The sequence below is a fragment of the Hymenobacter sp. ISL-91 genome (genome assembly GCF_018613725.1).
In the GTDB taxonomy this organism is placed as follows: Bacteria; Bacteroidota; Bacteroidia; order Cytophagales; family Hymenobacteraceae; genus Hymenobacter.
Genome location: NZ_JAGGPS010000001.1, coordinates 29,860 through 48,965, shown reverse-complemented (window position 1 = coordinate 48,965; position 19,106 = coordinate 29,860). Strand labels below are relative to the sequence as shown.

Here is a 19,106-nt window from a genome sequence, read left to right as displayed (position 1 = left end):
CTTTCTTTTTCCTGCCCTTACCAGAGCCCGCTGCCTATGTCCCTCGACCGTAACCTGCTACTGGAAATGCTGCGCGACAGCCTGCCTCTCGAAGGCACCCTGTTTGCGGTAGATTTGACCGTTTCGGATTCCGTTCGGCCCAAAGTAACCGTTACGCTTGATGGCGAGCAGGGCCTGGGCATTGATGAGTGCGCCCAGGTGAGCCGCCGGCTGGCCCGCCGCATCGAGGAGCATTACGGCGACGAGCTGAGCTACACGCTCGAAGTAACCTCGCCCGGTGCCGACCAGCCCCTGCGCGACCCGCGCCAGTACGTGCGCCACGTGGGCCGTACCCTGCATCTGAAACTACAGGACGGCACCGAAAAAACCGGCAAGCTCGAAGCCATTTCGCCTGAAGGAGGTAGTATTGAGCTGGCCGAAATCCTGAAAGAAAAGCACAAAGAGAAAATGCTGCCTGCCGTTACCGTACCCTTCCAGGATATTACGGAGGCTGTGGTGGTTATCTCGTTTAAATAAGCGGCAAGCTGTAAGCTACCAGCCGCAAGCCTTTTATTTATTCATTTTCAAGCCTGCCGAGCAGCTTGCCGCTTGGAGCTTGAAACCTGAAGCTCAAAAGACATGAACAGCAGCGTCCTGATTGAATCGTTTGCCGAATTCGCCCGCTCGAAAAACATCGACCGGCCCACCATGATGAGCATCCTGGAGGAAGTGTTCCGCACGATGATTCGCAAAAAGTACGACGACGACTCCAACTTCGACGTCATCCTCAACGTGGACCAGGGCGACTTGGAAATCTGGCGTAACCGCGAAATCGTGGACGATAACTCGGAGGATATCTGGGACTTCGACAAGATTCCGCTGGCTGAGGCCCAGAAGATTGAGCCTGACTTTGAGGTAGGTGAGGAAGTAGCCGAGGAAGTGAAGCTCGAAGACTTCGGTCGTCGCGCCGTGCTCATGGCCCGCCAGACGCTGATTCAGCGCGTGAAAGATCTGGAGCGCGACAACCTTTACCAGGCCTATAAGGACCAGGTAGGCGAAATTGTAGTAGGCGAAGTATACCAGGTGTGGGGCCGCGAGGCGCTCATACTCGACAAGGACGACAACGAATTGAGCCTGCCTAAAGGCGAGCAGATTCCGAAGGACCGCTACCGCAAGGGCGACAACATCCGCGCCGTGGTACACCGCGTAGACGTGCTCAACGGCACACCCAAAATCATCCTGTCGCGCGCCGCGCCGGCCTTCCTCGAGCGCCTGATGGAACAGGAGGTACCCGAGATTTTCGACGGCCTCATCACCATCAAAAACATCGTGCGCGAACCCGGCGAGCGGGCCAAAGTGGCCGTAGAAAGCTATGACGAGCGTATCGACCCGGTAGGTGCCTGTGTAGGCATGAAAGGTTCGCGGATTCATGCTGTAGTGCGCGAGCTCGAAAACGAGAACATCGACATCATCAACTACACCGACAACCTGGAGCTGTACATCGCCCGGGCTTTGTCGCCGGCCAAGCTCACGTCGATGAAAATCAACGAGCAGACCGGCCGCGTATCGGTGTTTCTGCGGCCCGACCAAGTAAGCCTGGCTATTGGTCGCGGTGGTGCCAACATCAAGCTGGCCTCGCGGCTGGTGGGCATGGAAATCGACGTGTTCCGCGACGCGGGCGACTTCGAAGAGGACATTGCCCTCGACGAGTTCAGCGACGAAGTGGAGGCTTGGATTATCGACGAGCTGAAGAAAATTGGCCTCGATACCGGCCGCGCCGTACTGGCTGTAAATAAAGAGGACATTGTACGCCGCACCGAGCTGGAAGAGGAAACTGTAGAGGAGTTGTTCCGTGTTATCCGCAACGAGTTTGAGGACGAGGCGGAAGCTACTCCCAAGCCCCGTTTTGCTGACGACGAGGAGGCAGGCAACGACGAAGCGGCAGCTACCGGCAACGGTACCGAGGACGTTAGCAACACCGACGCAGTAGCCAACATCGTCAGCAACGACGACGCGGGCGATGCAACAGGCAATGAGCCTTCGGCCACCGAAGTCCCCGCAGCGCAGCCGGAAACGGCCGCTGCCCCGGATTCGGAGCCGCTTAAGAAAGACGATTCACCAAATTCCGGCGCCGCGCAATGAGTGCGCGGCGGCCGGTACGGCAAGGACGCTGAAATCAGGCCGGGTGGCTTGATTTCAGCGTCGCCCGGCAAGATTTAATGTAGTACCTTTGCAACTGAATAAGAGCATCGTTCGCGAGCACAGAATGGCGGAAGCATCAACTAAACGGCTAAATCAGGCGGCCAAAGACCTGAACGTTGGCATCTCCACGATTGTGGACTACCTGACGGAAAAAGGGCATTCCATCGAAAACAAACCAACGACCAAGCTAACGGCCGAGCAGGTAAGCCAGCTCAACAAGGCCTTTGCTTCGTCGGTGCAGGACAAGAAGGAAGCCGAGAAAGTCAGCCAGGCCAAGCGCCAGAGCGAATTAGAAGCTGCTGCGGCTCAGTCGCGTGCGGCCGAGGCTGCCAAGCCGACGCCCGCTCCGGCTCCTGAGCCCAAGCCCGAGCCGGCTCCCGCCAAGCCCGCTCCTGCTGCCGCTGTGCCGGCTCCCGCCACTCCTCCCAAGGCCCCGGAAGCTCCGGTGGCAGCTAAGCCTGCGGCCCCGGCCGCGGAGCCAGCGTCCGTTTCTGAAACCGCCGATACCACCCGGGTGCCTGGCCTGAAGGTGTTGGGTAAAATAGAGCTCGACGCAAAGGGCCGCCCTGTGCGCCCCAAGGCTGAGAAGCCTGCGGCAGCTGCCGAACCCAAAGCGCCCGAAGCCGCAACTCCGGCGTCTAAAGCAGCCGAGCCAAAGGCAACTGAAGCCAAAGCCCCTATCGAGGCTAAAGCGCCGGAAGTAAAGGCCCCTGAAACCAAAGCCCCGGAGGCGGCTAAAGCACCTGCTGAAGCCAAGGCTCCTGAGGCTAAAGCCCCCGAAACTAAAGCGCCGGAAGCTGCCGAAAAGCCAGCCGAAGCTACCAAGCCAGCTTCCGAAGCCAAGCCCACTACCAGCACTTCGGCAGCTGCTCCGGCCGCGGCCACACCAACTACCGAGGCGCCTGCCGAAGACAACACCATCGTTGCCAAAGCCGACCAGCTTAAGGGCCTGACGGTACTGGGCAAAATTGAGCTGCCCACCGACTCGTCGCGCCGCGGCGGCCGGGGTGCCCGCCCGGTAGCTTCGTCGGATGTGCGTAAGAGTGGTCTGAACGCCGATAAGAAAAAGCGCCAGCGTATCCCGATGAATGGCCCCGGCCAGACTGGGGGAACTGGTAACTCTCGTCCAGTAAGCCCTAGCCAGGGTGCCCGCCCAACGGGTACCGGCCCGGCGGCCAATCGCGGAGCAGGTGGCCGTACAGGTGCCCCACGCCAGCCTGCCGCGCCACTCACGCCCGAGCAGAACGACAAGCAGATTCAGGAGCAGATCAAGGCTACGCTGGCTAAGCTCAGCGGCGGCCGTGGTCAGTCGCAGAACCGCGCCAAGTACCGCCGCGACAAGCGTAGCAATGCTGCCGACGACCGGGAGGCTACGCGCGCTCAGAACGAGCTGGATGCCAAGACGCTGAAAGTAACCGAATTCATCTCGGCCAACGACCTGGCGTCGCTCATGGACGTGTCGGTGAACGAGGTGATTAAGGTGTGCCTGAACATGGGCATGTTCGTTTCCATCAACCAGCGCCTCGACGCCGAAGCCATTACCGTAATTGCCGACGAGTTTGGCTACGATATTGAGTTCCTGTCGGCTGAAGAAGAGGAAACCGTGACTGAAATTGAGGACGATGAGGCTGATCTGCAGCCCCGCGCCCCCATCGTGACCATCATGGGCCACGTCGACCACGGCAAAACCTCGCTGCTTGACTACATTCGGAGTGCTACGGTAGCCAAAGGCGAAGCCGGTGGTATCACTCAGCACATCGGTGCCTACGACGTGATGACCAAATCGGACAAGCGCGTAACGTTCCTTGATACGCCCGGTCACGAAGCCTTTACCGCCATGCGTGCCCGCGGTGCCAAAGTCACCGACATTGCTATCATCGTGGTAGCGGCCGACGACTCGGTAATGCCCCAGACCCGGGAAGCCATCAACCACGCGCAGGCGGCTGGTGTGCCCATCGTTATTGCCCTCAACAAAATCGACAAGCCCGGTGCCAACGCCGATAAGGTGCGCGAGGAGCTGTCGGTGATGAACATTCTGGTAGAAGAATGGGGTGGTAAGTACCAAAGCCAGGAAGTATCGGCCAAAACCGGTGTCGGCATTGATGATTTGCTGGAGAAAGTGCTGCTCGAAGCCGAACTGCTCGAACTCAAAGCCAACCCCGACCGCAAGGCCGTGGGTACGGTTATCGAAGCCTCGCTTGACAAGGGCCGCGGCTACGTAACCACCATTCTGGTGCAGACGGGCACCATGGAAGTAGGCGACATCGTGCTGGCTGGTCCGCACTTTGGCCGCGTGAAGGCCATGACCGACCACCGCGGCAAGAAGATGAAGAAAGCTGGTCCGGCCACGCCGGTACAGGTTCTTGGTCTGACGGGCGCACCCCAGGCCGGCGACAAAATCCAGGTGATGGAAACCGAGCGCGAAGCCCGCGAACTGGCCACCCAGCGTCAGCAGTTGGCCCGCGAGCAGAGCATGCGCACCAAGAAGCACATCACCCTCGACGAGATTGGTCGCCGTCTGGCTATTGGCTCGTTTAAGGAGCTGAACGTGATTGTAAAGGGCGACGTGGATGGCTCGGTGGAAGCACTGGCCGACTCGCTGCTCAAGCTCAGCACCCCGGAAATTGCCATTAACATCCTCAACAAAGGCGTGGGTGCCATTTCCGAATCCGACGTGTTGCTGGCTTCGGCCTCCGACGCCATCATCATCGGCTTCCAGGTGCGGCCTTCCATCAGTGCCCGCAAGCTGGCCGAGCAGGAGCAGATTGACATCCGCCTCTACTCCATCATTTACAACGCCATCAACGAGGTGAAGGATGCCATGGAAGGTATGCTGGCCCCAACGGTGAAGGAAGTAGTGGTGGCCAACGCCGAGGTCCGCCAAGTGTTCAACATCACCAAGGTGGGCGCCATCGGTGGCTGCATGGTTACCGACGGTACATTTACCCGCAAAACCAAGGTCCGGCTCGTGCGCGACGGTATTGTGGTGTACTCGGGCGAAATCAAGGACCTCAAGCGCTACAAAGACGATGTGTCGGAAGTACGCCAGGGGTACGAGTGCGGTATCTCGCTCAAAAACTTCGACGACCTCAAGGAGGGCGACAACATCGAAGGCTTCGAAGAGCAGGAAATCAAGCGGACGCTGTAGTCAGCTACAAAGCCGTTAGAACGCTGCTTCTAAACAAGTTAATGGCCGCCATCCTATCAAGCAGGATGGCGGCCATTGGTTTTCGGGAGAAGTTCGGAAATGAGTATCAATAAACACTCTTATGCCTGCCCATAAAGCAGCCGGCCCCTATCCATCAAACGGATAGGGGCCGGCTGCTTTATGGGCAGGCACAGTTTCAATAGTTCTATGCCACGTATAGCTGCTTAAAAAAACAGGAAGCCTTTTTTGTTGCGGCTACGGTTGCTCCTTTGCTTATCCGTCATGGGTTTGCCCTTGGGGTTGACGTACCCACCTTGGCGAGTCTGGCCGCGCTTGGGCGGTTTGGCACCAACGCGCTTGTCTTTGAACTTACGCACCGTGAAGCCGCCACTTCCTCTATCGTACTGGCGGTAACCGCCATCGGCGCGGCTGAGGCTGGAGTTGCCTGCGCCCGAGCGGGCATCAAGCACTTCCAGCTGTTGGTCGCGCTTGCTTTCCGCGGCGTTCATGTTCATGCGTCGCTGCATATTAGCGACGTCATCGGCCGAGGCTTTGCCACGCTTACGGGCCTGTTTTTGGGTGGCCTGTCGGGCCTGAGTTTCCTCACGGGTCTGGCCATCGAGTACGGCCGTTTGGGCGTGGGCGGCGGGGGAAGCTGCCCAGGTAACAGCGGCAAGCGCCAGTAGGGAAAGCAATTTGTTCATTAAAACAGCGAAAAGATCGGCAGTATAGAATTCAGCAAACGAACTGGCACCCAGCGAAGTTAGTTCAAAGCGCACAAAAAGTTGCGAATGAACCACCTGCCCCGACGTAGCAAAGCCGGTGCTGGCAGCCCGAAGGCAGCCAGCACCGGCTTTGTAAGCGTGAGCCTTACGATTTAGGCCCGGTTACGGAGCGCGTCACGGATTTCAGTGAGCAGGATTTCCTCTTTTGTTGGAACAGGATCGGCTACGGCCACCACTTCCTGAGGCTTCTTGTAGCGGTTGGCAATTTTCACCAGCCAGAAAATGGCAAACGCCATCAGCAGGAACGTAATTACGGCATTCAGAAACAGGCCGTAGTTGATGGTAGCGGCCTGGGCAGCCTTGGCTGCTTCCAGCGTAGGGTAGGTTTTCCCATCGAGCGAGAGATACCACTCCTTGAAATCGAGGCCGCCAGTGAGCAGCGTCAGAATGGGCATCAGGATATCGTCGGTGAGCGAGGTGACGATTTTGCCAAAAGCGCCGCCAATGATAACACCAACGGCCAAGTCGAGCACATTGCCTTTGGAGATGAACTCTTTGAATTCGGAAACAAAACCCATACGCGAAAAAAGCTTAAGTGAGGGAAAGAGAGAGATGCAAGCCCAATATAGGGCTTTTAATATCTAAACAGGCATTTGTCAAATTGTAGTGTCAAAGGTGGTTATATACGCTCTGGCTTGGTGCGGTAATTCGCCCAACACCATCATTCAGGCGTTTAGCCGGCTATTATAGCGGGTGAGCTGAGCAGACTGGGGCGCGGCATTTCGTTCTATCTTTGGCCCCCGCACTAGTTCACCTTTTCCCACCCTACCCCACCAGTATGCCTGCTTCTTTCGCCACGCTGCTCTACGACCTCGATGCCGCCTCCGGTATCCTCACCATCACCGTCAACCGCCCCGACAAGCTTAACGCCCTGAATGCTGCCACTATTGAGGATATCGGTAGTGCCTTCGCGCAGGCCCAGGACGATGCGCAGGTACGCGGCATTGTGCTGACGGGCAGCGGCGAAAAGGCGTTTGTAGCCGGAGCCGATATTGCCGAGCTGGCCAAACTCGATGTTGTAGCGGCCCGCAAGGCATCGGAGCGGGGCCAGGAGATATTCGGCCGGATAGAAGAAAGCCACAAGCCTGTGGTAGCCGCCGTAAACGGCTTTGCGCTGGGCGGCGGCTGCGAACTGGCTATGGCCTGCCACATGCGGATAGCCGCCGAAAACGCCCGCTTCGGCCAGCCCGAGGTGAACCTGGGCCTGATTCCGGGCTATGGCGGCACCCAGCGCCTGGCCCAGTTGGTGGGCAAAGGCAAAGCTATTGAGCTGCTGCTGACGGCCGACATGGTGAAAGCCGACGAGGCCCTGCGCCTGGGCCTCGTCAACCATGTGGTACCCCAGGCCGAACTGCTCGATTTTAGCCGCCAGCTGCTTGCGCGCATCCTGGGCAAGGCCCCGCTGGCCGTGGGCCTGTGCCTCGACTCGGTAAATGCCTACTACGACCAGCAGCGCCACGGCTACCAGACCGAAGCCCAGGGTTTCGGCCGCTGTTTCGCCTCCGACGACTTCAAAGAAGGCACTACCGCTTTCCTGGAGAAGCGCCCGGCTGCCTTTACAGGAAATTAGAAATTCCGAATTATGAATTATGAATGTGAGGAAGCTACCCTAATTTCGCCTGCCGCTGCGATGACCCAAAATTACAGGCTTCTTTAGCTCACAATCCATAATCCGAAATTCAGAATTCAGAATTAAAAAAGATGGGTTTAGCGAAAAAGCTGGCTTCCCAAACGGCTATTTATGGCGTAAGCAGTATTGTGGGCCGGGTGGTCAACTTTCTGCTGGTACCCTTGTATACTGCGCGGTTTGCGGCCGCTGAGTACGGCATCGTGACGGGGCTGTTTGCCTACGTGTCGTTTTTGAACGTAGTGTTCACTTACGGCATGGAAACCATGTATTTCCGCTTTGCCAACCGCCCGGGCACCGACCGGCAGGAACTCTACGACCGGTCCTTGACCCTGCTGCTGCTCAGCAGCGTGGTGCTTACGCTGCTGCTGCTGCTGCTGGCCCGCCCGCTGATGGGCCTGCTGGGTTTGCCGCCCGGTCACGAGCACTACGCCTACTGGATTGCCGCTATTCTGGGCCTCGATGCGCTGGCGGCTCTGCCCTTTGCCCGGCTTCGCCTGGAAAACAAGGCGCGTAAGTTTGCCGCTATCCGGCTGGCCAATATCGGCCTGAACGTGGGGCTGAACCTGTTTTTTATCGTGGCCTGCCCCGATATTCTGGCTGGTAAATACCTGTCGGCGCTGCAGCCGCTGGTGCGGGCTGTTTACGACCCATCTATTGGCGTGGGCTACGTGTTTATCTCGAATGCGGCGGCCAGCGCCTTCACGCTGCTGCTGCTGAGCCGCGAGCTAACCGACTTCCGCTTCCGCCTGAACCTGGAGCCCTTGCGGCCCATGCTGCGCTACGCCTACCCCATTATGCTGATGGGCCTGGCGGGCATGGTTAACGAAACACTAGACCGGATTTTGTTGCCCAAGTGGCTGCCCGAAAACTTCTACCCCGGCCAGAGCAGCCTGACGGCAGTGGGTATTTACGGGGCCTGCTACAAGCTCAGTATTCTGATGAGCCTGGTCATTCAGGCCTTCAAGTACGCGGCCGAGCCGTTCTTCTTCGCCCAGAGCACCGACCAGAACTCGCCCCGCACGTTTGCGTTGGTACTCAAGTGGTTCACACTCTGCTGCGCCATGCTGTTTGTGGGCGTGAGCGTGAATCTGGATCTGGTGGCGAAGCTGTTTCTGCACGGGCGCGAGTACCTGCAGGGGCTGGCCGTGGTGCCGGTGTTGCTGCTGGCCAACCTGTTTCTGGGCGTTTACTGGAATCTGTCGGTGTGGTTCAAGCTCACCGACAAAACGTACTACGGCACCTACATCAGCTTTGGCGGGGCCGTACTTACCATTGCCCTCAACTTCCTGCTGATTCCGCTGCTGGGCTACATGGGCTCGGCGCTGGCCACGCTGGCCTGCTATTTTATGATGGCTGCCTTGTGCTGGTGGCTGGGCGAGCGGCACTTCCCGGTGCCCTACCCGGTGGGCCGCCTGCTGCTGTGGCTGCTGGTGGCCGTGGCCGTGGTAGCCATCAGCTGGTACGTGCCGGTAGAGGCAGGTTGGGGCCGCTATGGCTTCCACGCGCTGCTCACGCTGGGTTTCGTGGGTCTGGTGGCCGCTATAGAAGGCCGGCGGCTGCGAAGTATTTAGTTTGGAGCTGCAAGCTGCCGGCTATCAGCCACAAGCTTTATTGAACGTATCTGCGGCTTGTGGCTGATAGCTTACGGCTCAAAACCTACCTTTGCCCCATGCAGATTCCCGTTATCAACCGCTCGCGCCACCCGCTGCCCGAGTACCAGACGGCTCACGCGGCCGGCCTCGACGTGCGGGCCAACCTCGACGCGCCAGTTACGTTAGGGCCTTTGCAGCGCGCCCTCATTCCTACTGGCTTGTTTTTAGAAATTCCGGTGGGCTATGAGATGCAGGTGCGGCCCCGCAGTGGGTTGGCTTACAAGCATGGCATCGGCCTCGTAAACAGCCCCGGCACCATCGATGCCGATTACCGCGGCGAGCTGCAGGTGCTGCTCGTTAACCTCTCGGACCAGGAGTTTGTGGTACAGGATGGGGAGCGGATTGCCCAACTCGTGGTGGCCCGCCACGAAGTAGTCGCCTGGCAGCCGGCCGAGGCCCTATCAGAAACCGGTCGTGGTACGGGCGGCTACGGCAGCACGGGCTCCGCCTGAATTATGAATTTTTAATTATGAATTATAAATTGGTATTACTTGGGCTTTTCTCTCAACCACCGATTTGCATTTCGTAATTATCAATTCAAAATTCATAATTAAAAATTCATAATTAAAAATTCTTTTCAGCATGAAAATTATTGTCCCGATGGCTGGTATGGGTAAGCGCATGCGCCCCCACACGCTCACCGTTCCGAAGCCCCTGATTCCGATTGCCGGCAAACCCATTGTGCACCGTTTGGTGGAGGATATTGCCAAAGTCTGCGCCGAGCCGGTCGAGGAAGTGGCCTTTATCATCGGGCGCAGCTTCGGGAAGGAAGTCGAGCAGGACCTCATCAAAATTGCCGAATCGGTAGGCGGCAAGGGCACCATCTGCTACCAGGATGAAGCCCTGGGTACCGCCCATGCCATCCTGTGCGCCCAGTCGGCCCTCGACGGGCATGTAGTGGTGGCCTTTGCCGATACGCTGTTCAAGGCTGATTTCACCCTCGATACGTCAGTCGACGGCACGATTTGGGTGCAAAGTGTGGAAGACCCCAAGCCGTTCGGTGTGGTGAAGCTCGACGACGCGGGCCAGATTACCGACTTCGTGGAAAAGCCCCAGGAGTTCGTGTCGGACCTGGCTATTATCGGTATCTACTACTTCAAGGATGGCGAATATCTGAAGCGGGAACTGCAATACCTGCTCGACAACAACATCATGGACAAAGGCGAGTACCAGCTCACCAATGCCCTTGAAAACATGAAGAACAAGGGGACCCAGTTTGTGCCCGGCCGCGTAACTGAGTGGCTCGACTGCGGCAACAAGGACGCCACCGTGTACACCAACCAGCGTTACCTGGAGTTTTTGCAGGAGCGCGGCGAGAAGCTCACGGCTGCCTCAGCGCAGGTAACCAATTCGGTTATCATTGAGCCGGTTTACCTGGGTGAAAACGTGACGATTACCAATTCGGTCGTTGGCCCGCACGTATCGGTTGGTGCCGGCAGCCGCATTACGGGTTCGGTGGTGGCCAACAGCATTGTGCAGCAGTCGGCTACCATTGAGCACGCCAACGTAGCGGGCTCGATGCTTGGCTCGCACGCCACCCTCAGCGGCAAGGCGCTGGACCTGAGCGTGGGCGACTATAACACGATGCGACTGTAATATTTCGCGCCGTTTGCTGTTATCCAACAGTACGTCATTCGGATCGAGGCGAATAATGAGGCGTTAACCCGTTGAGCGGCAACCGTTTCAATGGATTTACACCCGCTCATTCGTTTCATTCCGGATGACGTACTGTTTTATGGCTGCCTCCCGCTTTATAGCTGGCCGCCGGCCTTTTCTTTATCTTCACGGCAGGCCCTTGTTCCGGGCTTATCTGCTTCCTCTATGGCTCTTTTCCGCGCGTTGCTGCTGCCCTTCCTGTTGAGCCTGCTGCTGGCCGGGCCCGGGTACGCCCAGCGTAAGCCCGCCCTGCCAGCTAAAGCCGGGCCCGAGAGCAAGCCGGAAGCCAAACCGGGCAAGCTCAGCCGCAAGGAGCGCCGCGAACTGGCTCGCCGCGCCATGCTCGATGAAGCCGCCCGGCAGCCGAGGGTGCTCACCCCTAAAGAGCGTGAGATGAGCGAGGCTTACTTTGTGGATGGCGTGCGCTACGTGCTGCTCGAAGACTACAACAAGGCCCTGGAGCGCCTGCTGAAAGCCTATGCACTGAACCCGGGCAATGCAGCCGTGAACTACAAGATTGCCGAGGCCAACCTGCTAAGTGGCAACCTGCAGGATGCCACCAACTTTGGCCGGGCTGCCGTGCGACTGGCCCCCGAAAACGCCTACTACTACCTGCTGCTGGCCCAGATCTATACCTCGCAGAAACAGTACGAGGAGGCCACCAACGTGTATACCGCGCTTATCGAGCGGGTGCCCGACTCCAACTACTACCTGTTCAACCTGGCCGACCTGTACGTGGCCCAGGGCCGGCTCGATGAAGCCCTGACAACATTTGGGCAGGCTGAGCAGAAATTTGGCCCCCAGGACGAAATATCGTTTAAGAAACAGCAGATTTACCTGCGCCAGAACAAGCTCGACCAAGCGTTGCTGGAAGGCGAGTCGCTCATTAAATCGAACCCCGACGAGCCGCGCTACGTGCTGGCCCAGGCCCAGCTGTACGCCACCAACCGCCGCTTCGAGGATGCCGTGCGGGTGGCCAACCAGGCCCTGCGAACCGACCCCGACAACCCCCGGGCCCGCATGATTCTGGCCGACGTATACCGGCTCCAGAACAACCGGCCCGAGTCGGAGCGGCAACTGAAACTAGCCTTCGAGAGCCCCAGCCTGGATATCGACGACAAGGTGCGCATTCTGATTGAGTACCTGAAGCAGCTACCCGACCCCGGCCTGAATGAAATGGCCCGCGACCTGGCGGCCGTTACCATGCGGGTTCATCCGCGCGAGGCCAAAGCCTTTTCCATTGCCGGCGACATCGAAATTGTAACCGGCAACCGGGCGGCCGCCCGCGCCAGCTACCTGCGGGCCCTGCGCCTCGATAACTCCCGCTACCAGATCTGGCAGCAGGTGGTGCTGATTGACGCCGAACTGAGCCAGACCGATTCGCTGCTGGCCCATACCACGCAGGCACTGGAGCTGTTTCCGAATCAGGCACCGCTCTGGTTTTACAACGGCGTCGGCCATCAGCTGGAAAAACAGCCAGCCAGGGCCGTTAAGTCGTTTGAGTACGGCCGGAAGCTGGCCACCGACAACCCCGAATTACTAGCCCAGTTCGACACCCAGCTTGGCGATGTGTACCACGAATTGAAGGATTACCCTAAGTCGGATGCCGCTTACGAATCAGCCCTGACCTTCGATGCCAACAACGCCCAGGCCCTCAACAACTACAGCTACTTTCTGTCGATAAGGCGCGAAAAGCTGGATAAGGCCAAGGAAATGGCGGGCAAGCTGGTGAAGCAGTTCCCCGAAAACCCTACCTACCTCGACACCTACGCCTGGGTACTGTACCAGCTGAAAGACTACGCTGGTGCCCGCCGGGCCCTTGAAACTGCCCTGCGCTACTCCTCCGACGCCACTATTGTCGAGCACTACGGCGACGTACTGTTTCAGCTCGGCGACAAGGAGAAGGCCGTAGCCGAGTGGCAGCGGGCCAACCAGAAGGGCGGGGCCTCGGCGCTCATCAACCGAAAAATAAAGGACAAGAAGCTGTATGAATAACCGCCCCGCGCTGCTGCTGAGCGTATTGCTGGCCCTGCCGCTACTACTCGGCAGCTGCACCAAAAAGCTGCTGCCGACTGCCACTCAACCTTCGGCCGCCAACCCGGTGCCGGAAACTGTGAAGGCCGTTAACCTCGATTTCCAGTACATGACGGCCAAGGGCAAAGCCCAGTTTGGCGACCAGAGCGCCAACGTGAACCTGCGGATGCGCAAAGACAGTGCTATCTGGCTGTCGGCGTCGTTGTTGGGCATTGAGGGCGCGCGGCTTTACATCACCCGCGACTCGGTGCAGGTGCTTGATAAACTGCGCCGCGAGTACTACGCGGGCGACTTTGCCTACCTGAGCCAGCGGCTGAATGTGCCCGTTACCTTCGATATGCTGCAGGCGCTGCTGCTGGGCAACTACCTGGCCCCCATCAGCCCCGACACCCAGCCGGCCGTAACCACCGAGGGTACGGTGCAGCGCGTGCGCTACGAGCAGGCGGGCCTGCTGATTATGCAGCTCGTCGATCTGGCCCAGGGCCGCCCGCGCCAGCTGCTGGTGCAGGACTCGGTACAGGCCAACCAGGTAACGGTCGACTACGCCGATTTCCGCCAGCTCGAAAGCAACCCGCAGCCCTTCGCCTTCGAAACGCAGGTGCAGGTGCAGCAGCGCCAGCAGCCCCCTACTCAGGTCACGCTCACTTACCGAGACGTCAATCTGGATAAGGGCCGCCTGCAATTCCCGTTTTCCGTACCCAAAGGCTATGCACGCAAGAAGTAAAACCGGCCGGCTGCTGCTGTTGCTGCTCTTGCTGCTACTGGTTGGCCCAACAGCCCCGGTAGCACTGGCCCAAAAAAAAGCTCCTGCCGCCAAAAAAAGCAAAGCCCAGCTGGAGCGCGAGCGGCGCGCCAACCTCAAGCGCATCAAGGAAACCAGCCGCATTCTGGCCCAGACCCAGCAGAAAAAGCAGGCGTCGGTGGGGCAGCTCAACGCCATTCAGGAAAAGCTGGTGGTGCAGCAGGGCGTCATCAAAAACATCAGCTCGGAGCTGCGCTACATTGAAGGCGACGTGCAGCAGACCGAAGGCCAGGTGCAACAGACGCGCCAGCGCCTAGAGCGCCTCAAGGCCGAGTACGCCCGCCTGATTTATGCAGGCTCGAAAACGGCCAACGGCTACAACCGCCTCATGTTTCTGTTTGCGGCCGAGTCGTTCAATCAGTTCCTGCTGCGCCTGCGCTACATCCGACAGTATACCGAGGTGCGCCAGGCCCAGGCCCAACAGATCACCCAAACCCAACAGCGCCTGGGCCGGCAGCTAACCGGCCTGCAGCAGCAGCGCCAGGAGAAAGGCTCGTTGCTGAGCACCCAGCTCTCGGAAAAAAAGACCCTGACTACGCTGAAAGTGCAGCAGAACCAAGTGATTACCAAGCTCACCCAGCAGGAGGAAGGCCTGCGCAAGGAGCTGGCCAACCGGCAGCGGGCCATCAGCCGGCTCGATAACCTGATTGCGCTGCGCGTACGCGAAGAAATTGCCCGCGCCGCCCGCGAAGCTGCGCGGCGGGCCGCAGCCAAGGCCCGTGCCGCCGAGGTGGCGGCCAACGCCGGCCGCAGCCCCGGTGCCACCTCGCGCACCCCCGCCACTACCGCCGCCGAAGAAGCTGCCGCCACCCGGGCCGAACGCACCGACCGCGTAACGCTGACGCCCGAAACGGCCAAACTGGCGGCCTCCTTCACCGACAACCGGGGCCGCCTGCCCTGGCCCGTAGGCAAAGGCTTCATCAGCCAGCGCTTCGGCCGCCACAACCACCCGGTGCTCAAAAACGTGGTGGTCGAGAACCGCGGCGTCGACATCCAGACCAACTCCGGCGAGTCGGTTCGGGCTGTGTTCAGTGGTAAAGTGCTTACTGTGGCCAGCGTGCCGGGCATGGGCAACATCGTGATGGTGCAGCACGGCGACTATTTTACGGTGTATGCCAAGCTGCGTAGCGTGAGCGTGAGCGAGGGCCAGACCGTTGAGGCCCGCCAGACCCTGGGCACGGTTTCGACCAACGCCGAGGGTACCTCCGAAGTACAGTTTCAGGTGTGGCGCAACAGTGCCAACCTCAACCCCGAGAACTGGCTTGGCCGCAAGTAAGCACTGGTAATGAGGCCTGATTATCGCCAACCACCCGCCATGCTTGAGCAGGAGTCTGTTTAGAAAGGCAAAAGAACGTTCTAGCTTCGGCTGCGCTTAGCATGACGTGCTAACTGATTCCAGCTACTTTCTACACAGCTTCGCAATAAAAAAACCCGGATCCAAGGGAACCGGGCTTTCCGAGCTATGAAAACAAACTTAGCTACCGGAATCCCCTGCTACCGGTGAGCGGCTATAACTAGCCGCCACTGGTAGGGTAAACTCCCGATAACCAGACGAAAGATACTGGAGGGCCAGGCCCACCCATTGTCAATTTCGCCCAATACCCTTTTTCTCTCGGCGAAAAGCGCAATTCGTGCGTTGCGCTCAAACCAACCGGCTCAGACGAGGTTAAGCCGGCTTAGCAGCCCGGCCTTAAATGAGTTGCCAATGGGCACGGGCAGCAGGCTGGGACCAGCCTCGGCACCACGGTCGGCCTCTACCAGCAGCGCGTCGCTTTCGATGGCAATAATCCGGTCGAGGCGCACGATGTACTTGCGGTGCACCCGGGCAAAGTCGCGAGCCGGCAGCCGGGACTCCAGCTCCTTCATGGTGCTGTAAATAGTATACCGCTCGGGGCCGGCGTAGATGTTCACGTAGTCACCCAGCGCCTCAACATAGCGGATATCGGCTGTCTTTAAGCGCAACAGCTTGCTATCCTGCTTGATAAAGACTTCGTTCTGACTTTTACTGAGGTACAGGCTCTCGGCCGTATCATTGGCCAGGCGCAGCAGGTCGTCGAGCTTGCGGCGCTCCTGCTCCAGTTCGAGGCGCGCCCGGCGCAGTTCCAGGTGGGCTACCACCTCGCGGCTCAGCACGGCCAGGGCATCGCGCTGGCCATCGGTTAGGCGGCGAGGCACGGTATCGATAACACAGAGTGTCCCCAGCGCATCGCCCTGGGGCGTGAGCAAAGGGTAGCCGGCATAGAAGCGGATATGGGGCTCGCCGGTTACCAGTTCGTTGTGCTCGAACGAGGGGTGGCAGGCAGCATCTTCTACTTCGTAGAGCGTATCGCCCTGAATGGCATAGTGGCAGAAAGCCAACTCGCGGGGCGTACTGGCAGGCCAGCGGCAGTCGGTGCGGGCTTTAAACCATTGCCGCTCACCATCGAGCAGCGAAACCAGGGAGATGGGCGTATTGCATATCACAGAGGCCAGCCGCGCCAAATCGTCGAAGGCCGCTTCCTGGGTGGTATCCAGGATTTCATAGGATTGCAGGGCCGTAAGGCGCCGAATTTCCTGCGCCCGCGAAAGACCGGCCTGCGTCTTGGGTGAGGAAGTGGCTTCTTCCAATAGCATAATATGGCAGTAAATTATAAAAGGAAAACGGGTTTCTGTCACCACTAAATAACACAGTACTCCCCGTTTGAATTGGGTGAAACCGCTAAAGCGCACTTTTTACCGGATCAATAGCCTCCTTTACTGGTCGGGTTCTTTGCCTGAGTTAAGTACCGGCTGAAAAAACGCGGCTGGCTGTACCAAGCGCATCGATATGGCCGGACTGACGGAACTGTTTTTCAAATTATGGGGTACCTTTACAATCTACCCGCGTATGGGTTGCGTATACTCTCCTTTGACCTTCTAATTCTGGCCCCCGGGTCTGCTTCATATGAACTTTGCCACTCTCTTGCTCGGAATCGGAGGCCTTGGCGGCACCGAAATGCTACTTATCGGCCTAGCCATAATTCTGCTCTTCGGGGCCAAGCGCATTCCGGAGTTGTTCCGCGGCATGGGCCAGGGAATCCGCGAGTTCAAGGATGCCTCGAAGGAAGAGAAGCCCGAGTTTCGCGACCGGCCCGTAAACCCGGCTAACCCCAACGACCCGGCTGCGCCCCGCTCATAACCCCTTTCGCTATGCAAATGCCCGTTCTTCTGTTTTTAGGTGACCTTGGTGGTGGTGAGTTGATGCTCATCATGGTCGTCATCCTGATTTTTTTCGGAGCCAATAAGATTCCTGAGCTGGCCCGCGGGCTGGGTAAAGGCATCCGCGAGTTCAAAGACGCCTCGCGCGAGATTCGCAGCGAGGTAGAGAACTACGGCCAGCCGGCCCAGCAGCCTTACCAGCAGCAGTTTCAGGAGCAGCAGCCACAGCAGACCTACCAGCCCGCTGCGCCGGTAGCCGAAGCAGCCCCTGTTATTGCACCGCCCATGGACGGTGGCATTGCGCCCGTGGTAACGCCACAGTCGCCGGCCGCCGAGCCCGAACGCTCCCGCCTCGACCAGACGAGCTAGTTTCAGCCGCTTTAAGCTCCATCATACCCGAACCGCCGGCAGCCAAAATCTGCCGGCGGTTCTGTTTTTAGCGGTGAGGGTGCTATTTTCGCGCTTCCGCCTCGTTTCGCAGGCCTCCTCTTTAATTTCTTCGTCTTGAGACGTTTCGATTCCCTTTCCGAAGTACGCCGCGAACTAGCCGCCGGCACTGTTTCGTGCCAGCAACTGGTTGAGCACTATCTCGACAGTATTGCCCGGCAGGAAAACCTCAATGCTTTTCTGGAAGTGTGGCCCGAGGAGGCCCGCGCCCAGGCTGTAGCCGTTGATGCCAAGCTGGCCGCCGGCACCGCCGGCAAGCTGGCCGGTATGGTTATCGGGCTGAAGGATGTACTGGCTTACGAAGGCCACGCGCTGCAAAGCAGCAGCCGCATTCTGGACGGTTTCAAGTCGTTGTTTACCGGTACGGCCGTGCAACGGCTGCTCGATGAGGACGCCATTTTAATTGGTCGCCAGAACTGCGACGAGTTTGCCATGGGTGCCTCCAACGAAACCTCCTATTTCGGTCCGGTTCGCAATGCCCTGGCCCCCGACCGGGTGCCCGGGGGCTCGTCGGGTGGCTCGGCCGTGGCCGTGCAGGCCGATATGTGCCTGGCCTCGATTGGCTCCGATACGGGCGGCTCGGTGCGCCAGCCAGCAGCTTTTTGCGGCATTGTGGGCTTTAAGCCCACGTACTCGCGTATTTCCCGCTACGGACTGGTGGCTTACGCTTCGTCGTTTGATCAGATTGGCACACTCACCCGCTCGGTAGAAGATGCCGCCCTGCTGCTCGAAGTAATGGCCGGCTCCGACCAGTTCGACAGCACCGTGAGCCAGCAGCCGGTGCCCGCCTACAGCCAGGAGCTGGCACCGGCGCCCCAGTACCGCATCGGCTATATCCAGGACTGCCTGGTGCGCCCGGGCCTCAACCCCGAAATAAAGGCGGCCACTGAGGCCACACTGGAACAGCTGCGTGGTCAGGGCCATGTGGTGGAGGCCGTGGAGTTTCCCTACCTCGACTTCATTGTACCGACTTACTACATTCTGACCACAGCCGAGGCCAGCTCCAACCTGAGCCGCTACGACGGGGTGAAGTTCGGCTACCGCGCCCCCGACGTGACGGATCTGGAGTCGCTTTACAAGAAAACCCGCTCGCAGGGTTTCGGGCCCGAGGTGCAGCGCCGGATTCTGCTGGGCACCTTTGTACTGAGTGCCAGCTACTACGACGCCTACTACACCAAGGCCCAGCGGGTACGCCGGCTCATCAAGGAGAAAACCGACGAGCTGCTACGCGACTACGACTTCCTGGTGTTGCCCACTACGCCTACCACGGCCTTTAAGATTGGTGATGTAAACAAGGATACGTTGGCCATGTATCTGGCCGACATTTTCACGGTGCAGGCCTCTTTGGCAGGTGTGCCGGCCATTTCAGTGCCCAACGGCCTCGATTCGCAGGGCCTCCCGATTGGCCTGCAGGTGCTGGCCGGAGCCTTCCGCGAGTCGCAGCTGCTGGCTTTTGCCAACTCGTTGAAATTTTAGCTCAACCCTGCTCGCTTCTGCTCACCTAACGGCAGGTAACACCTGTCAGCTAGTGGCTAACGGCTTGTTGTTGAAGCGCCGCTTTAAGTCGGAAGGCTGGGAGTTCTGATAAACTGTG

At 59.0% G+C, this 19,106-nt stretch carries 15 protein-coding genes and 1 pseudogene; 13 read left to right on the top strand and 3 right to left on the bottom strand.

Features of this window, described 5'->3' with window-relative positions; all coding sequences use genetic code 11:
* The first annotated feature begins 36 nt into the window (after positions 1-36).
* From rimP to infB, 3 genes and pseudogenes are all read left to right on the top strand, one after another.
* On the top strand, positions 37-516 hold the full coding sequence (gene rimP / locus J7E24_RS00155; RefSeq protein WP_215133894.1) for a ribosome maturation factor RimP: 480 nt from the start codon (positions 37-39) through the stop codon (positions 514-516).
* Between the two features lie 102 nt (positions 517-618).
* Positions 619-1,854: pseudogene (gene nusA / locus J7E24_RS00150) on the top strand (transcription termination factor NusA); the annotation flags it as partial.
* Positions 1,855-2,245: 391 nt separating this feature from the next.
* Positions 2,246-5,329, top strand: a complete 3,084-nt coding sequence (gene infB, locus J7E24_RS00145) for a translation initiation factor IF-2 (RefSeq protein WP_215133890.1) — start codon at positions 2,246-2,248, stop codon at positions 5,327-5,329.
* A gap of 224 nt (positions 5,330-5,553) precedes the next feature.
* On the opposite strand, the gene J7E24_RS00140 is transcribed toward infB, so the two are convergent.
* Together J7E24_RS00140 and mscL are read right to left on the bottom strand one after the other, a co-directional pair.
* Positions 5,554-6,033: a hypothetical protein gene (locus J7E24_RS00140; RefSeq protein WP_215133888.1), complete on the bottom strand. Its 480-nt coding sequence runs from the start codon at positions 6,031-6,033 to the stop codon at positions 5,554-5,556.
* Between the two features lie 173 nt (positions 6,034-6,206).
* Positions 6,207-6,632 (bottom strand): large conductance mechanosensitive channel protein MscL, encoded by a 426-nt coding sequence (gene mscL, locus J7E24_RS00135; RefSeq protein WP_215133886.1) that lies wholly within the window; start codon positions 6,630-6,632, stop codon positions 6,207-6,209.
* Between the two features lie 260 nt (positions 6,633-6,892).
* Here mscL and J7E24_RS00130 point away from each other — a divergent pair, with 260 nt between their 5' ends.
* The 7 genes from J7E24_RS00130 to J7E24_RS00100 all read left to right on the top strand — a co-directional run bounded on the left by J7E24_RS00130 (position 6,893) and on the right by J7E24_RS00100 (position 15,164).
* Complete coding sequence (locus J7E24_RS00130) at positions 6,893-7,684, top strand: enoyl-CoA hydratase-related protein (protein ID WP_215133884.1); 792 nt, start codon at positions 6,893-6,895, stop codon at positions 7,682-7,684.
* Positions 7,685-7,815: 131 nt separating this feature from the next.
* Positions 7,816-9,315 carry a polysaccharide biosynthesis C-terminal domain-containing protein gene (locus J7E24_RS00125; RefSeq protein ID WP_215133882.1) on the top strand — a complete coding sequence of 500 codons (1,500 nt, stop codon included), beginning with the start codon at positions 7,816-7,818 and terminating at the stop codon, positions 9,313-9,315.
* A 98-nt stretch (positions 9,316-9,413) separates the two neighbouring features.
* Positions 9,414-9,848, top strand: coding sequence for a dUTP diphosphatase (dut, locus tag J7E24_RS00120; RefSeq protein WP_215133880.1), 435 nt, complete (start codon positions 9,414-9,416; stop codon positions 9,846-9,848).
* A 130-nt stretch (positions 9,849-9,978) separates the two neighbouring features.
* A complete protein-coding gene (locus J7E24_RS00115) occupies positions 9,979-10,992 on the top strand; it encodes a sugar phosphate nucleotidyltransferase (RefSeq protein WP_215133878.1) in 1,014 nt (337 codons plus the stop codon).
* Between the two features lie 225 nt (positions 10,993-11,217).
* Positions 11,218-13,047: a tetratricopeptide repeat protein gene (locus J7E24_RS00110; RefSeq protein ID WP_215133876.1), complete on the top strand. Its 1,830-nt coding sequence runs from the start codon at positions 11,218-11,220 to the stop codon at positions 13,045-13,047.
* Positions 13,040-13,810, top strand: coding sequence for a DUF4292 domain-containing protein (locus J7E24_RS00105; protein ID WP_215133874.1), 771 nt, complete (start codon positions 13,040-13,042; stop codon positions 13,808-13,810). The genes J7E24_RS00110 and J7E24_RS00105 overlap by 8 nt, the downstream gene beginning before the upstream one ends.
* Positions 13,794-15,164 (top strand): murein hydrolase activator EnvC family protein, encoded by a 1,371-nt coding sequence (locus tag J7E24_RS00100; RefSeq protein ID WP_251046936.1) that lies wholly within the window; start codon positions 13,794-13,796, stop codon positions 15,162-15,164. The genes J7E24_RS00105 and J7E24_RS00100 overlap by 17 nt, the downstream gene beginning before the upstream one ends.
* 380 nt (positions 15,165-15,544) lie before the next feature.
* Here the strand turns inward: J7E24_RS00100 and J7E24_RS00095 are convergent, their stop codons facing one another.
* A complete protein-coding gene (locus J7E24_RS00095) occupies positions 15,545-16,501 on the bottom strand; it encodes a GAF domain-containing DNA-binding protein (protein WP_215133872.1) in 957 nt (318 codons plus the stop codon).
* Positions 16,502-16,811: 310 nt separating this feature from the next.
* On the opposite strand from J7E24_RS00095, the gene J7E24_RS00090 reads away from it, so the two are divergent.
* From J7E24_RS00090 to gatA, 3 genes are all read left to right on the top strand, one after another.
* The gene (locus tag J7E24_RS00090; RefSeq protein ID WP_215133870.1) at positions 16,812-17,045 is read left to right on the top strand and encodes a twin-arginine translocase TatA/TatE family subunit; all 234 of its coding nucleotides are present in this window, start codon (positions 16,812-16,814) and stop codon (positions 17,043-17,045) included.
* 11 nt (positions 17,046-17,056) lie between these two features.
* Complete coding sequence (locus J7E24_RS17725) at positions 17,057-17,434, top strand: twin-arginine translocase TatA/TatE family subunit (RefSeq protein WP_215133868.1); 378 nt, start codon at positions 17,057-17,059, stop codon at positions 17,432-17,434.
* A 135-nt stretch (positions 17,435-17,569) separates the two neighbouring features.
* On the top strand, positions 17,570-18,988 hold the full coding sequence (gene gatA / locus J7E24_RS00080; protein ID WP_215133866.1) for an Asp-tRNA(Asn)/Glu-tRNA(Gln) amidotransferase subunit GatA: 1,419 nt from the start codon (positions 17,570-17,572) through the stop codon (positions 18,986-18,988).
* The last annotated feature ends 118 nt before the right edge of the window (positions 18,989-19,106 follow it).